The sequence below is a fragment of the Streptomyces sp. NPDC050617 genome (genome assembly GCF_040654795.1).
GTDB lineage: Bacteria > Actinomycetota > Actinomycetes > Streptomycetales > Streptomycetaceae > Streptomyces.
This window is the reverse complement of record NZ_JBFAIS010000021.1, coordinates 49,670-63,631: the sequence shown is the minus strand read 5'-3', so window position 1 is coordinate 63,631 and position 13,962 is coordinate 49,670. Positions and strand designations below refer to the sequence as shown.

The window sequence follows — 13,962 nt, the reverse complement described above, 5'->3', positions numbered from 1 at the left end:
TTTGAGCAGCAAGGCCTTGCCCCTCGACTGTGGTCAGCCAGTGGGTGGCGTCGGTGGTTTCGCGATGCCGACGAAATTGCCGGAGACGGGACGGATATGGGCCGACCACCCGAGGGCGGTGAGGTCGTTCGTGAGGGTCTCGGCGTCGTGGAATACCTTGACGATGCGGTAGGGGCGGCCGTCGGCCAGGCGGCGCACCGCCGTGGGGACGGAGTGGTCCGGGAGCACATCCTCTTCCGGGGCCATGGCGGGGCCGTCATCGATGAACACCGTTGTGCCGCCCGGCGCGAGGGCGGCGGCGACGGACGTCCAGAAGTCCGGCAATCGCGCCGGTGGGACATGGGACAGCCAGAAGGCGAAGAACACCGTGTCGTAACGCCGCGGCGGCCTCCACTCGAACAGGTCGGCTTGAACGAACTGGACGTTGGAGGACGGGATACGAGTGCGGGCGATGGCCAATACCTCGGAGGCCGCGTCGACGGCCGTCACCGAATGCGCACGGGCGGCGAGCAACGGAGTCCACCGGCCCGTTCCGCAGGCCAGTTCCAGCACATCCCCGGCAATCGGGAGGTCGTCCAAGACAGCCGGCAACGCCCGCAGATCTTCGCGCTCCGCATAAGGCCGGTCGTACTCGGCCGCGCCGGCCCTGTAGTAGGCCATCTGCTCTGCCAGGAGAGCGTGGTCATCCATGCGCGTACCCACCCACCTTCCGGACGGTCCGGTTCGGGTTATAGGACCGGCGGGCCCTGCTCGATGCGGCGCAGCACCGGCTCCAGCCGGTCGATGTCGTCGCTGACCTGGATCTGCCGCTCATCCCACCACGTGGCTCCCGCCTCCGCCAACGGTGCGACCAGATCACGGACCTTGGCGGCGTCGCCGCCCGGCGTGGCGCCGCCGAGTACGACCTCGAAGGAGGAGGAGCCGGCGCCGGCAAGGTTCTTACGCTGCTCGCGAAGGTAGGCGATCAGGTCGCGGGCCTGGTCCACCGGCGGTACGTAGCCATGCTTGGCGTCTTCGAACAGCGGGACCGCGCCGTCCCAGCGGGCCGCCCGGCGCATCGGCGGGCGGCTCGGCCAGAAGCCGGCGATCCAGACCGGCGGCCGAGGGCGTTGCACGGTGGCGGGCAGCAAGGTCACGTCCCGCGCCTGGTAGTGCCGTCCGTCGTGGTTCACCGGCTCGCCCGACCAGAAGCGCTGTAGCAGGTCCAGGCCCTCGTCCAGCCGTTCGGCCAGCACCTTCAGGTCCGCGGTGTCGCCGAAACTCTCGTACTCGTCCTCTACGGGCCCGCCCAGCCCGGCGCCGAAGGTGACCCGGCCGCCGCTGACGGCGTCCAACGTGGCGATCTGACGCGCCAGTTGCTGCGGGCGTCGGCGGGGCACCGGGGTGACCAGCGTGCCCAGCCTCAGGCGGGACGTCGCCAGCGCGGCGGCGGTCAGCAGCATCCAGGGGTCCCCGAAGGGCCTCTTCCCGTGGTAGCGGTGCAGTACGTGGTCCCAGACGAACAGCCCGTCCCACCCTGCTTGTTCGGCCGCCGAGGCTACTTTGGCCACGGTCCGGGGATCGGCGAAGTCGCCGAAATTCGGAATGTTCACCGAGAAGCGCATCCCCGCATCCTGCTGTACGGCACCGCCCCCGGCAACCGATATTCGTGCCGCATTCATGCTGCGCGCGGGGCCGGTGAGGACTCACAGGCCCCGACGGCACCACCTCACACCGAACGCCCACTGAGGATGTACGTCGCGGTAAGCGACACCGCGCGGTCATCGTCATGTGACAGATCAATCAAGGCACTTGACGCAGCGACACCCGGAATATCCGCGAGCGCCTGCGTCAGCCGCCGACGCGCCACGGCCGGATCAGCCGCCGACGCGCAGCGGGCCAGGCCGTCGACGAGCCCGCTCGCGATCCGGTCCGCCAACGCGAGATCGCCCGCGAGCGCGCTCAGCGCATCTGCGGCATCGGCGTCGTTCACCCCCTCGACGACCATGTCGACGAGCGTCGGAATCGCGTCGGCCACCCCACGCGCGCCGAGCGCCGGCGCCGCATATCTACGGACCACGGCATCGGCGTTCGTAAGAGCGTCCCGCAGCAGCTCGGTCGCCTCATCGCCCGGAATCTCGGCAATGGACTGGACGGCGCTCTTCCGCACGTCGGCCACTGGTGAGCCGAGGCCCTCCGCCAGCAGCGCCAAGCCACCGTCGCCCGATTGAGCCAGAGCCCATCGAAGGGCTCCGGCGACGATCGGGTCGGTCTCGCTCAACACCGCCTCGACCAGGGCGTCTACCGGCATCAGAACCCCTTCGGCCGAGGCCGAGGCCGACGCTGCCGTAGGTGCCGTCCCCGACGCCGGCGAAGGGGTCGAGAACGCCGAGGACAGCGCCGCGCGCTGGCGATTCCCGGCGCTCTCCGACCCCAGGCCCTGGAGGAGAGCGACGATCTGGAGGACGCCCTCCCAGTCGGCGGGTTCCGCGGCTTCGATCCGGCCGAGCCGCGTGAGCAGTTCCGTTTCACGCGCGATGCGTTCCCGGGTCTGGCGAATGAGATCGTCGACGAGATCCGAAGGCTTGAAGCCGGGGTCGTCCAGCGCGCGTCCGACCTCCCGCAGCGAAAGCCCCAATGACCGCAGGCTCTCGATATGAAAGATCCGCCGGATATCGTCGCCGGAGTACTCCCGATAGCCGGCCCCGGTACGTCCCGTCGGCCGCACGAGCCCGAGCGATTCGTAGTGCCGGAGCATGCGGGCACTGACCCCCGACCGCCGTGCCACATCACCGATCAACACTGCCCGCTACCTCTCCTGACTCTCCGGTCCCAGAAGGACGATGCGCTTCGCCTCCTCGATCGCGAAGTCGAATTCCGCGTCCGGGTCGCGTGACAGCCGTTCCGTGGCGATCGCGTGCTGACGCACCCGAGGGTCGGGATCCGCCGTCGCGGCGCGCAGAACCGGCGATATCACCTTACCGAGCCCGATCAGCGCCCGGCTGAGGCTCAACCGCGTCGCCCGTTCACCCCGCCCGAACTGCGTCGCCAGCACCCCGGCCAGCTCGGCCTTTTCACCTTCGGGTACGAGCACGACCGCGGCCCGCCAGGCGCTCCGCGCCACCTCGTCATCGGCGTCGGTCAGCAGCTCCCGTGTGATGGCCGGCCACGCCCGCCGGTCACCGATCTTGGACAGCGTGTGCAATGCCTGACTCCGTGCTTGCGCGTGCTCCGATTCCCGGATCTCGTCAATGAGCCCGGCAATCACCATCGAGGGCGAATGGCGGGTGAGCGCCCAAGTGAGCGCGTCGCGTACGTAGAATTCGGGCTCGACCGCGCACCGCTCGACGAGCTTGTCGACGAGCCGAGGGTCGGGGTTCGTGCCGATCGCGAGCGCCGCCTGCAGCCGCACCGACGCGCTGCCGTTCTCCAGCCCCTGGAGAAGCCGCACCGCTTTCATGTCCTCTTTCGGCATGGTCATCGGGACCACCTCCTCGGCCACAGTGAACGGCTTGTCACTGTGTCAAGGTCAAGCCGAATTCCGCTGCCCCAGAGCGAGCAGCGCCTCGCGAAGCTCGATATCCGCCGAGTGAACCACTGGGCGATCCGCCGAGTGCCGCGCGTCATGGGTCGCCGGCGCACCGTCGCCTTCTCCCGTACGCGCCCAGTTCCGGCGCAGTTGGCCGTACCGCCCGGGAACGGCCGCCAAGAGGGAGACCTCGTGTCGGCTCTCGACTCTGAACGTGGCGAAGAAAACCCGCTCGGTCTCTCCGTCCCCTTGGACCGGAGCGCAGATCAACTGGACGGGAGCGCAGATCAACGAGCCGGGCCGGCTCTGCGTCACCCAGGAAGGCGGGAGCGAACGCACGGAGACGGTACTGATCACCAGGTCGTGAGGGGCGTTCTCGCGCCATCCGTACCAGCCGTCGGCCGCCGCACTGTGCACATGGCTCAGCCCTGGCCCGCCGACGAGCGTGCGCGCGCTTTCGACTTTCACAGGATCGACGTCAACGCCCATCACCCGGCCTCGGGGCCCCACCCGTTCGGCCGATCGCACGAGGAGCCCGCCGCTGCCGCTGCCTACGAGCAGCACGCTGCCCCCTTCCGGGGCCGAATCGATCGCATCTCGAACGCTTCTCATCGGATGTCCGTTCCATGAGGAAGAAGAAGGCGGAAGGAGGAGACGGAGAAGAAGTGGAACAAACGGGAAGCCAGGCCGAAGGCGGCCCGCGGTGATCGTCGCATTGATCAACTGTTCGGGGCCAGACGGGCGTCATAGAAAGGCTATCCGGCGCATTGGTCTCGGCCATCTAGTCGCATCCGACTGCTGACGGCTGTTCAAGGTCCATGACATGCGGCTATCTCGACATCCGCGCCCTGCTCCGTCGCCGGCGCAGGTTGCCGGATTCCTCAAACAGGGTCAACAAATCAGCGCTGTAATGCGTATCGCGGACACCGTCCGATACCCAACGGCTGTGCCTTCGCGGCGCGTCCGTGCAGCACGCGTTCTTCGATCGATGATCGAGCGCCGCCGGGTAAACCGTATCTTCCCGCCGCCGCACTTATGCCCCTGGAAACGGAACCGGAGTGCGCGGTCTCAGGTCGGTCAAGGTGGCCGAATTCCTCCCGGGGCTGTGGCTGGCATCTATTTACGAACGTGTGCCCTGTGTACAGTCCTGAACTGTGTCCGCCGTGCGGAGCGGGGTATTCCGCTGCCATCGCGTTCGGGCCGGTCATCCTGCGATGAGGAGTACGTCCATGTGCCCAGCAGGTCCTGAACCGCCAGCCAATACCGGCGCCGGATCCGAAGCCGGCGCCGGTGCCGGAGTTGACGCCGAAGCCAGAAACGGCGTCGAAGCCAGAATCGGACCCGGAATCAGCCCCGGACCCGGACCCAGAATGACAACTGGAACCCCAGCGGAAAGCGACATCGCGACGGATCCGGGCATGCTTGCCCGGATCGACCCGGAAGTCGCCGCGCTGTTGGCGGCGGAGCGCGAGAGGCAGAACCAGGGAATTCACCTCCTGGCGCCCTCCATGCTCGCCACACCCGCGATTCGCGAGTGCCTCGCCTCCGATCTGCTGAACCTGGACGGCGAGGGATATCTGCGGAACAGCCATGCCGACATCACCGACTACGCCGACTTCGAGCGTCACTACAGCGCTGACGGCGGAAGCAAATACAACCCGTCAGGCCCGGTAGCCGAATACGTCGAATTTCTCGCCACCCGCCGACTCGCGCGGATGCTGTGCGCCGGCACGGGGCTTGCGCCTGAAGAACTCCACGTCAACGTCCAGCCGGTCTCGGGTTCCTTCGCCAACCTCGCGGTGCTGCGAGGGGTGCTGTCGCCCGGCGAGACGGTCCTGTCCCTCGGCCTGTCGTCCGGTGGGCACCTCAGCCACGGCGCGCCGTTCCATCAGTCCGGTCAGGACTACACCATCGTCTCCATCGACCACGGGGTCGATGACCAGTGCCTCGATCTCGAAGCCCTCTACAAGACCGCCGCGACGCACAAGCCCCGAGTAGTGATCATCGGCGCCAGTTCCTTCCCTCGGAGGATCTCCTGGCAAAAGGTCGCCGATACCGTCCGGGCGCTCTCTCCGCGGCCGGTGGTGGTCGCCGACATCGCGCACTTCGCCGGCCTGGTCGCCACGGGAACGTACGACAACCCGCTGCCGTGGGCGGACGTGGTCACGATGGTCGGATACAAGACCCTGGGCGGGCCGAAGAGCGCCGCCATCGCCGTACGCGACCCCGCGCTCGCGCGACGCATCGACCGCGCCCTCTTTCCCGGGCTGCAAGGCGCGCCCCGGATGGCGGAGATCTGCGCGCTGGCGACGGCCGCGCGCGTGGCCCAGGGCGAGGAGTTCAGGGGGCTCATACACCGCAGCGTGGCCAACGCGGCTCACTTGCAGACCGCACTCGGCGACCACGGCCTCCCTTGCGCGTTTGGCGGGACGGATACCCACATGCTCGTCCTCAAGGACCAGCCGCACGCCGCCCGGCTCGCGCAGTACCTCGAAAGAATCGGCGTTTTCACCAATTCCAACATGCTTCCCGGCGACCGCGGCCCGACGGCTGCCAGCGGTATCCGACTGGGCACGGTCGGGGCCACCCAGCGGGGACTGGAACCGGCCGCCGTTCCCGAACTGGCCGCGCTGCTCGCCGACGCCTTCACCGACTTCAGGAATTCCGGAACGGACGCCGCGCGACTCGACCAGTGCTGCCGCCAGTTCGCACGTACGCACCTCGTCGACATCGAGCTCTTGAACCGAAAGGAGCGCACACGATGAACCAACGTCGAGCCGTCTGCCTGTTGAGCGGAGGGCCGGACAGCGTCGTCGCCGCCGCGATCGCCCGCGACGCCGGATATCTGGTGAGCGGACTGTTCGTCGACTACGGGCAGCGCACCGCGAGCCGAGAGGCCGAATTCGCCTTGCGGAACGCCGCCTGGCTGGGGGTGGAATCGCTGCGCACCGCCGCGATCCCGTTCCTCGGCGAGATCAAGGGGTCCGCCCTGACGGACACGGCGAGCAGGGTCACCGATGAGACGCGGCACCTGGAATACGTTCCGTTCCGCAATACCGTTCTCAACAGCCTGGCGGTCGCCTGGGCGGAGACGCTGGGCGCGGAACGCGTGGTGACCGGGTCGATCGGCGGACCCTGGATCACCCCCGACAACAGCCCCGACTATTTCCGGGCGCTCAACGACCTCATCGCCGTGGGCACCAGGTCCGAGATCACCGCCTGGGCGCCGTTGGGGGAGTGCAGCAAGGCGGAGAGCCTGCGCCGCGGAATCGATCTCGGCGTGCCGCTCGGCGAGACCTGGTCGTGCCAGAACGACGCGGACGTGCCATGCGGTGAATGCAACAACTGCCTGGACCGGTCGCGGGCCTTCAAGGAGCTCGGCCTCCAGGACCCCCTGGGATGACGAGCATCGCGAACGCGGCACGGGCCCTCGAACCGAGCCTCGTGGTTTCCGAGGTATTCGGTCCGACCTGGCAGGGGGAGGGGCCGTCCCTGGGGCGGCTCGCCGTATTCCTCCGCCTCGGTCACTGCAATCTCACCTGTGAATGGTGCGATACCCCGTACACCTGGGACTGGACCCGCCACGAGGCGGCCGCGGAATTGACCGTGATGACGGTGGACTCGGCCGTTCGGCAGGTGGCCCGCGTCGGCGCCCCCCTTCTCGTGATCACCGGGGGCGAGCCGCTGATGCAGCAGCAGGCCCTCGGCACCCTCCTCGGGCGCCTGCCGCCCGGCATCGACGCCGAGATCGAGACCAACGGGACGATCGTTCCGACCGAGGAGATCCGCGCACGCGTCGCCCGGTTCAACGTATCGCCCAAACTCGCCAACTCCGGAGTCCGCGACGCCAAGCGCGTCAGATCCCGCGCGCTCGCCGAGCTCAACGCCACCGGAAAGGCCATGTTCAAGTTTGTGGTCAGCTCCGCGGAAGACCTGGCGGAGGTGGGCCGGATAGTCGAGGAGTACTCGCTGAAGCCGGTCTACATCATGCCCGAGGGAACGAACTCCGACGCGATTCTGCAAGGGCTGCGCGATATGAGCTCGGCCATTCTGGAGCGCGGCTGGAACATCACCCCGAGGCTCCACGTCCTCATCTGGGGCGATCAACGGGGCGTCTGACAACGAGGCGCCTGACAACGGAGCGTCTCCAACGGGGCGTCTGATCGATGAGGTGTCTGATCAACGAGGTGTCTGAGGCGTCTGACGGATGCCCGGGCGGAAGAACATCGCAGTATCCGTACAGGTCCGGGAGGCCGCATGGAACTGAGCAAGGAATTTCGCTTCGAGTCGGCACATCAACTGCCCTACGTGCCCGAGGGCCACAAATGCGGCCGGCTGCACGGGCACTCCTACCGCGTCACCATCCATATCGACGGCGACGTCGATTCCTCGGCCGGCTGGGTGGTGGACTACGGCGACATCAAAACAGCGATGAATCCGCTGATCGAGCAGTTGGACCACAACTTCCTCAATGACCTTCCGGGCCTGGAGAACCCCACCAGCGAGGTGCTCGCCTATTGGGTATGGGATCGCCTGCAGCCCAGTCTGCCGCTGCTCTCCGCGATCACCGTCCACGAGACGTGCACGTCCGCCTGCGTGCTGCGCAAGCCGGCCTGATCAGCGAGAGGACCGAATCGCATGGAGCAGACACTGCCCGGTCACACCGAGGTGATCGACGGCAAGAAACCCCTGCCGGCCCACCGGGTGCAGGATGTGCAGGCGGCGGAGAAGGCCGCGCGCGAGATGCTGGTGGCCCTGGGAGCCGGCGACGACGAGGAGGTGATGCGGAACACGCCGCGGAGGATGGTGCAGGCGTACAAGGAGTTCTTCACCCCCCAGCCCTTCCAGCCGACCGTCTTCGACAACCACGACGGATACGACGAACTGGTGGTCGCCTACGCAATACCGTTCCGGTCCATCTGTGAGCACCATTTCCTTCCGTTCATCGGGACCGCGAGCGTCGGCTATATCCCCGGCGCGCACATCATCGGGCTCTCCAAGCTGGCCCGAGCCGTCGAATACTGCGCCAGCCGCCCCCAGGTGCAGGAACGCCTCGTCGTGCAGATCGCGGACTGGCTGGAGGAGAATCTCCAGCCCCGCGGCATCGGCGTCGTACTCGAAGCCGAGCACACCTGCATGACCCTGCGGGGAGTGCGCTCCCGAGGGGCGAGGACCCGCACGTCCGCGCTCCGCGGACTGGTCCGCTCCTCGGGAAAGCTGCGCGCGGAATTCATGGCCCTCGCCCTGCACGGCTCGTCGCCCGGCGCCGTCGCTTCGGTCCCGCCGTGCGAAGGCCCCGACTCCGACGATGATGGGGCCGGGGGCGCAGAGCATTGACCGCGGTAGGTGCCGATGAGGCCCTCCTCGACGTCCTGGAACGGTCCGCCGTGTTCCAGGCCATCGGGGGGACGCCACTGGTCGGCTTGGAGAATCTCGCCGCCAAAGCAGGCGCCGACGGGCACCGCCTGTACGGCAAATTGGAGGGAGCGAATCCTGGCGGGAGCATCAAGGACCGTATCGCCCGGCAGATCCTCGTCGACGCGATCGCCGCGGGACGGGTGACGCACGACACCGTGATAGTCGAATCCAGCTCCGGCAATACCGCGATCGGCCTGGCCCAGTTGTGCGCCACCACGGGCCTCCGGATGATCTGTGTCATCGACGCCCGTACCACCGCCGCCCACCGCGATCTTCTGCGCGCATACGGTGTGTCGATCGAGGTCATCGACACACCGGACGCGGTGTCGGGCGAATTCCTTCCGGCCCGGCTGGCCCGGGTCCGCCGTTTGCTCGCCGAGCATCCGAACAGCTTCTGGACCAACCAGTACGAGAACGAGGCCGTCACTTCGGCGCATATCTCCACCACCATGCCGGAGATCTACCGGGCGCTGCGCCGCCCGCCCGACTATGTGTACGGCGCGGTCAGCACCTGCGGAACCCTCGCGGGGTGCCAGCGGTATGTGGAGCAACGGGGCTGGCCGACACGGATAGTGGCCGTCGACATTCTGGGAAGCGGCATCTTCGGCGTGAAAGCGCGGGGGAACCGCACACTGCCGGGCATGGGCGCCCCGTACCCGCCCCCCTTCGCCAGATTCCTGGAGAAGGCCCATGTCCGCCATGTCAGCGAGGAGGACTGCCGGGCCGGATGCATCCGCCTGCTGACATCGGAAGGGCTGATGACCGGCGCCTCTTCGGGGGCCGTCGTCACGGCCGCGCTGACGCATATGGCGGCCACCCCGCCGGGCTCCACACACGTGCTGCTTCTGCCGGACCGCGGCGAAAGGTACCTGGAATCGGTATTCCTCCACGACACTCGGGTACCGGGAGCCGCCTCATGAACGCCCGCGTCACCGTCCGCCGCGGCGACGGCCTGATCCTCCCGCTCGACCACGCGCAGTGGGACCGCCGGTCCGTGGCGGAGATCGCCGCCGACGCCGGAGAAGCGGACCCCGTATGGATACGTATCGCGAACTTCCACCGCCGGCCCCTGGAGGTGCTGAAACACCTGCCGGCCGGGGCCCGGGTCCTCTGGAAGCTGGAATTCTCCGGATACGCCGCCGACTGCCCCCTCGTGCCGGCTTCCCGGGGAATCGACCCGCACGAATACATCGAAGAGGTGCTGTCGCTCCCGCACCACGTCGTGCCGTACACATTCCTGGACTGGAACCGCGACGAACTGCTCAGGCTCTACCCAGCCCTGCGTAAGCGCCCCCTGCACGTGATCCCGATCGCCCAGAAGCGGCCGGTGGCACGGATCGGGCGGCAGGCGATCCGCGCGATGTACGGAATTCCGGCGGGCGGCTTCGTCTACGGGGCCGGCGGGAACGAACTGCACCCCGGAAAGCGCGTCGGCGAGGTGGTCGAAGGGTTTCTGGAGACCTGTACGGACCCGAACGCCCATCTGCTGTGCACCCTGGTCCCTCGCGAGTCGGCGACGGCCGCGGCGCGGTGGCCCGCCGCGGCGGCCGCACACCCGCGCGTGCACGTGCGCGTCGGCGAGTACCACGAATGGGCCTGGATGACCGGCTTCTACCGAGCCGTGGACGTGCTGCTGGCCAATTCCGTCAGCGACTCATGGGGGCGGATGGTCGCGGAGGCGGCGGGTGCGGGCGTACCGGTGGTCGTCCGCCGGGCCCGGTGCGGCACCAACCTGCTGGCGCCGGACCTCGCGATCACCGACAGCCTCCGCGACTTCACCTCCGAGGGCTTCGTCCAGGCCGTCAAGGACGCACAGGCCGCCGCACCCGCCCTGCGCGCGTTCTTCGAGCGAAACTACCGCACCGAAGCCGTGGTCCAGCGCCTGCTCGCCGTGACCGACGGCGAATTGCCCCCGGAGCTCGCGCGGCGGACCCGTCTCCTCGCGGAGGATCGTGTGGACTATGAGCGAGTTGCCGAGGTTCTCACATACTGATGGCACGTCAGGTCCAGTGTTGGCAGGGGAAATCCAGTGACGGCAGGGAAAGGCCAGTGATGGCGGGAGAAGACCGGTGACGGCAGGGGGCGGGGAGCGGACCGGCTCGCGCGGCGCCGACGCGGCGGACGGCGACGCCGCCGACGACATCGTCGTCGCGGACGGGCTCACCAAGAGGTACGGCGACCGGACGGCCGTACGCGGTATCGACATACGGGTCCGGCGCGGCGAATTCCTCGGATTCCTGGGCCCCAACGGCGCGGGCAAGTCCTCCACCCTGCGCATGGTCGCCTGCGTCTCGCCCCGCACCGACGGCCGCCTGTCGATCTTCGGCATGGATCCCGACCGCCGCGGCCCCGCGATCCGCGCGCGCATCGGCGTCGTCCCGCAGCGGGACAACCTCGACACCGAACTGAGCGTCAGCGAGAACTTGCGGGTCTACGCCCGGTGCTTCGGCATCCGGCGTCTCGAAGTACGCCGGAAAGTAGCGGAGTTGCTGGAGTTCGCGGCCCTCACGGACCGGGCCGGAGCGGAAGTGGAAACCCTCTCCGGAGGAATGCGCCGTCGGCTGACCATCGCGCGGGCCCTGGTCAACGACCCCGAACTCGTCCTGCTCGACGAACCCACCACGGGGCTCGACCCGCAGGCCCGGCATCTGCTGTGGGACCGCCTGCTCGGACTCAAGCGCGCCGGCGTCACCCTCGTCCTCACCACGCACTACATGGACGAGGTCGAGCGCCTGTGCGACCGGGTGGTCATCATCGACCAGGGGCGCATCATCGAACAGGGAACCCCGGCGGACCTCATCGAACGGCACGCGCCGCCCGAGGTCGTGGAACTGCGGTACCCGCCGGACCGCCAGGCCGCCGCGGCCGAAAAGCTCGCCGGCCTCTGCGACCGCATCGAGACGCTCCCGGAGCGCCTTCTCCTCTTCGTCCGCGATTCCGAGCAGGCCCTCTCCGACGTCTACCGGAGCGGACTGCCGCCGGAATCCAGCCTGGTGCGCCGCAGCACCCTCGAAGACGTATTCCTCCACCTGACAGGCCGCAGCCTTGACGACTGACTACGCGCGCGTTCCGAGCCCCCGGCCCACGACGCCCTCCACCGGCGTCACGGGGATACGGGGATGCCTGATGATCCTGGAATGGCAGGCGGTCCACGGAATCCGCAACTGGCGCGGAGCCGTGGTCGGCGGCCTCGTCATTCCCGTCGTCACCCTGGCGGCGATCGGATTCGGACTCGGAGCGGTGGTTCCGCACGGGGCGGTCGGCGACCGCTCGTATCTGAGATTCGTGGCCCCGGCCGTGCTCGCCACCGCGGCCTTTCAGTACGCCGTGGCCGAGTCGACAGAACCCGTGATGGCCGGCTTCAAATGGCAGCGCACCTACGAAGGCGTGGCCGTCACCCCCGTGACGCCCCCGCAGATGGTCATCGGGCAATTGCTCTGGACCGCCGTCCAAATCGCCGCTTCGGGCGTTCTGGTGGCGGTGGTCATGGTGGTCTGCGATGCCATGGACCCACTGCCGGCCCTGCTCGCTCTGCTCTTCTCCACCGTCGGCGCGCTGGCCTTCGCCGCGCCCGTGATGGCCTTCTCCGCCATGGTCCGCGACGGCTCGGCGTTCACGGCGCTCAACAGGATGATCGTGCTCCCGATGACCCTGGTGGCCGGTACATACTTCCCGGTCTCACAGCTGCCGGCGGCCGCGCGCGGGCTGGCCATGGCGACCCCGCTGTGGCACACGGTCGAACTGTGCCGCGCGGGCGTGACCGGACATTTCTCACCAGGGGCCGTCGTCGTGCACCTGGCCGTCCTGGCGCTGTGGGCGGCGGTCGGCCTCACCGTGACGATCCGGCTCTTCAGGCGGCGCCTCACTTCCTGACTTCCCCGCGCACGAAACCCGGCCCACGCACGAAACCCGCCCCCCACCGCGTACGAAATCCGCCCCCCGCATACGAAACCCGCCCCCGCATACGCCCCCCCGCACACGAAATCCGCTCCGCGCACGAAATCCCCCTGCGCGCGAACCTCATGAACCCCGTGAAAGGAGTTGACGCGGATCATGCCAACCTCGGCGGCTGCCCCCCGTACGCGACGGAATCGGCACGAGTCCTTCGCGGGCCGCCCCGGCGTCATACTGCTGCGCTCCGTGCTCGTGTACCGCCGCGCCTGGTGGGAAATCCTGTCCGGGCTCTTCGAGCCGCTGTTCTACCTGGTGATCCTCGGCAACGGAATGGGGGCCCTGCTCAAAGACAGTCCGGGTCCCCTCGGCGCGGGATACGCCGCGTTCATCGCTCCCGGCCTGCTGGCCGCGTCCGCCATGAACGGCGCGGTCTATGACACGACGATGGGCATCTTCTTCAAACTCCGCCACGCCCGGCTCTACGAGGCCCTCATGACAACGCCGTTGGGCCTGCTCGACATCGCGCTCGGCGAAGTGCTCTGGGCCGCTCTGCGGGGCGCCGCCTACGGCACCGTGTTCATCGGCGTGATGGCCGCGCTCGGGCTCGTACCGTCGCCGTGGGCCGTCGCCGTCCCCGCGGCGGCATTCGTGGTGGCCCTGGGGTTCGGCGCCCTCGGACTGGCCGCGACGACCTTTATGCGCACTTGGCAGGACACCCAATTCGTCCGGCTGGTCACCGTTCCCCTGCTGATGTTCTCCACCACGTTCTATCCGATCTCCGTATATCCGCAGCCGATTCAGTGGATCGTCCGTGTCACACCGCTCTACCAGGCCATCGAGCTGATGCGAGGGCTGGTCGGCGGCCATGTCGAAGCGTCGCTTCTCGTCCATCTCGGCTATTTCGCGGCAGCACTGGGACTCGGGCTGCTGGTGGCCACCCGGCGCCTGAACCGACTGCTCATCCATTGACGCACCGCGATCCGCGGACCCCGGGAGACCAAGAGAAAGGCCGGTGTTGTGTGTGCGTACTGATGCGACGCCCTTCGCGGGGCGCATTCTCCGGAAGCTCATAGCCCTACTGGCCCTGGCCCTCCCGGCGATTGTGACGCCGCAGCCCGCCGCCGCGACGGCGCGGTCATCGG

Annotated in this window: 15 protein-coding genes; 10 read left to right on the top strand and 5 right to left on the bottom strand. The window is 68.3% G+C overall.

The genetic code is table 11. From position 1 onward, the window contains the following. Window positions 1-33 precede the first annotated feature (33 nt). The 5 genes from AB0I49_RS25675 to AB0I49_RS25655 all read right to left on the bottom strand — a co-directional run bounded on the left by AB0I49_RS25675 (window position 34) and on the right by AB0I49_RS25655 (window position 4,072). Window positions 34-690, bottom strand: coding sequence for a class I SAM-dependent methyltransferase (locus AB0I49_RS25675; RefSeq protein WP_363229431.1), 657 nt, complete (start codon window positions 688-690; stop codon window positions 34-36). A 38-nt stretch (window positions 691-728) separates the two neighbouring features. Continuing rightward, window positions 729-1,604 carry an LLM class flavin-dependent oxidoreductase gene (locus AB0I49_RS25670; RefSeq protein ID WP_363229430.1) on the bottom strand — a complete coding sequence of 292 codons (876 nt, stop codon included), beginning with the start codon at window positions 1,602-1,604 and terminating at the stop codon, window positions 729-731. Window positions 1,605-1,708: 104 nt separating this feature from the next. Then, window positions 1,709-2,782, bottom strand: a complete 1,074-nt coding sequence (locus tag AB0I49_RS25665) for a MerR family transcriptional regulator (protein ID WP_363229429.1) — start codon at window positions 2,780-2,782, stop codon at window positions 1,709-1,711. Between the two features lie 6 nt (window positions 2,783-2,788). Continuing rightward, window positions 2,789-3,460 carry a HEAT repeat domain-containing protein gene (locus AB0I49_RS25660; RefSeq protein WP_363229428.1) on the bottom strand — a complete coding sequence of 224 codons (672 nt, stop codon included), beginning with the start codon at window positions 3,458-3,460 and terminating at the stop codon, window positions 2,789-2,791. A 48-nt stretch (window positions 3,461-3,508) separates the two neighbouring features. After that, window positions 3,509-4,072, bottom strand: coding sequence for a hypothetical protein (locus tag AB0I49_RS25655; RefSeq protein WP_363229427.1), 564 nt, complete (start codon window positions 4,070-4,072; stop codon window positions 3,509-3,511). Between the two features lie 665 nt (window positions 4,073-4,737). Between AB0I49_RS25655 and AB0I49_RS25650 the strand changes: the two genes are divergently transcribed. The 10 genes from AB0I49_RS25650 to AB0I49_RS25605 all read left to right on the top strand — a co-directional run bounded on the left by AB0I49_RS25650 (window position 4,738) and on the right by AB0I49_RS25605 (window position 13,789). After that, window positions 4,738-6,273, top strand: coding sequence for a hypothetical protein (locus AB0I49_RS25650; protein WP_363229426.1), 1,536 nt, complete (start codon window positions 4,738-4,740; stop codon window positions 6,271-6,273). Continuing rightward, entirely contained in the window at window positions 6,270-6,911 is a 642-nt protein-coding gene (locus AB0I49_RS25645) for a 7-cyano-7-deazaguanine synthase (RefSeq protein WP_363229425.1), read from the top strand. Before AB0I49_RS25650 ends, AB0I49_RS25645 begins: the two co-directional genes overlap by 4 nt. Continuing rightward, complete coding sequence (locus AB0I49_RS25640; RefSeq protein WP_363229424.1) at window positions 6,908-7,627, top strand: 7-carboxy-7-deazaguanine synthase QueE; 720 nt, start codon at window positions 6,908-6,910, stop codon at window positions 7,625-7,627. The genes AB0I49_RS25645 and AB0I49_RS25640 overlap by 4 nt, the downstream gene beginning before the upstream one ends. Before the next feature lie 138 nt (window positions 7,628-7,765). After that, window positions 7,766-8,125: a 6-carboxytetrahydropterin synthase QueD gene (gene queD / locus AB0I49_RS25635; protein ID WP_363229423.1), complete on the top strand. Its 360-nt coding sequence runs from the start codon at window positions 7,766-7,768 to the stop codon at window positions 8,123-8,125. A 21-nt stretch (window positions 8,126-8,146) separates the two neighbouring features. Continuing rightward, the gene (gene folE / locus AB0I49_RS25630; RefSeq protein ID WP_363229422.1) at window positions 8,147-8,845 is read left to right on the top strand and encodes a GTP cyclohydrolase I; all 699 of its coding nucleotides are present in this window, start codon (window positions 8,147-8,149) and stop codon (window positions 8,843-8,845) included. Window positions 8,846-8,895: 50 nt separating this feature from the next. Beyond that, window positions 8,896-9,846, top strand: a complete 951-nt coding sequence (locus tag AB0I49_RS25625) for a pyridoxal-phosphate dependent enzyme (RefSeq protein ID WP_363229421.1) — start codon at window positions 8,896-8,898, stop codon at window positions 9,844-9,846. Next, entirely contained in the window at window positions 9,843-10,919 is a 1,077-nt protein-coding gene (locus AB0I49_RS25620; protein ID WP_363229420.1) for a hypothetical protein, read from the top strand. Before AB0I49_RS25625 ends, AB0I49_RS25620 begins: the two co-directional genes overlap by 4 nt. Window positions 10,920-10,995: 76 nt before the next feature. Next, window positions 10,996-11,982 (top strand): ABC transporter ATP-binding protein, encoded by a 987-nt coding sequence (locus AB0I49_RS25615; protein WP_363229419.1) that lies wholly within the window; start codon window positions 10,996-10,998, stop codon window positions 11,980-11,982. A gap of 70 nt (window positions 11,983-12,052) precedes the next feature. Beyond that, window positions 12,053-12,799 carry an ABC transporter permease gene (locus tag AB0I49_RS25610; protein ID WP_363229418.1) on the top strand — a complete coding sequence of 249 codons (747 nt, stop codon included), beginning with the start codon at window positions 12,053-12,055 and terminating at the stop codon, window positions 12,797-12,799. A 180-nt stretch (window positions 12,800-12,979) separates the two neighbouring features. Then, entirely contained in the window at window positions 12,980-13,789 is an 810-nt protein-coding gene (locus AB0I49_RS25605; protein ID WP_363229417.1) for an ABC transporter permease, read from the top strand. Window positions 13,790-13,962 lie beyond the last annotated feature (173 nt).

Excerpts from the sequence above, each read along its gene's own strand:
- AB0I49_RS25660 (WP_363229428.1), bottom strand. The coding sequence starts at position 3,460 with ATGACCATGCCGAAAGAGGACATGAAAGCGGTGCGGCTTCTCCAGGGG.
- AB0I49_RS25610 (WP_363229418.1), top strand. The coding sequence starts at position 12,053 with ATGATCCTGGAATGGCAGGCGGTCCACGGAATCCGCAACTGGCGCGGA.
- AB0I49_RS25670 (WP_363229430.1), bottom strand. The coding sequence starts at position 1,604 with ATGCGCTTCTCGGTGAACATTCCGAATTTCGGCGACTTCGCCGATCCC.
- AB0I49_RS25605 (WP_363229417.1), top strand. The coding sequence starts at position 12,980 with ATGCCAACCTCGGCGGCTGCCCCCCGTACGCGACGGAATCGGCACGAG.
- folE (WP_363229422.1), top strand. The coding sequence starts at position 8,147 with ATGGAGCAGACACTGCCCGGTCACACCGAGGTGATCGACGGCAAGAAA.
- AB0I49_RS25645 (WP_363229425.1), top strand. The coding sequence starts at position 6,270 with ATGAACCAACGTCGAGCCGTCTGCCTGTTGAGCGGAGGGCCGGACAGC.
- queD (WP_363229423.1), top strand. The coding sequence starts at position 7,766 with ATGGAACTGAGCAAGGAATTTCGCTTCGAGTCGGCACATCAACTGCCC.
- AB0I49_RS25620 (WP_363229420.1), top strand. The coding sequence starts at position 9,843 with ATGAACGCCCGCGTCACCGTCCGCCGCGGCGACGGCCTGATCCTCCCG.
- AB0I49_RS25640 (WP_363229424.1), top strand. The coding sequence starts at position 6,908 with ATGACGAGCATCGCGAACGCGGCACGGGCCCTCGAACCGAGCCTCGTG.
- AB0I49_RS25650 (WP_363229426.1), top strand. The coding sequence starts at position 4,738 with ATGTGCCCAGCAGGTCCTGAACCGCCAGCCAATACCGGCGCCGGATCC.
- AB0I49_RS25675 (WP_363229431.1), bottom strand. The coding sequence starts at position 690 with ATGGATGACCACGCTCTCCTGGCAGAGCAGATGGCCTACTACAGGGCC.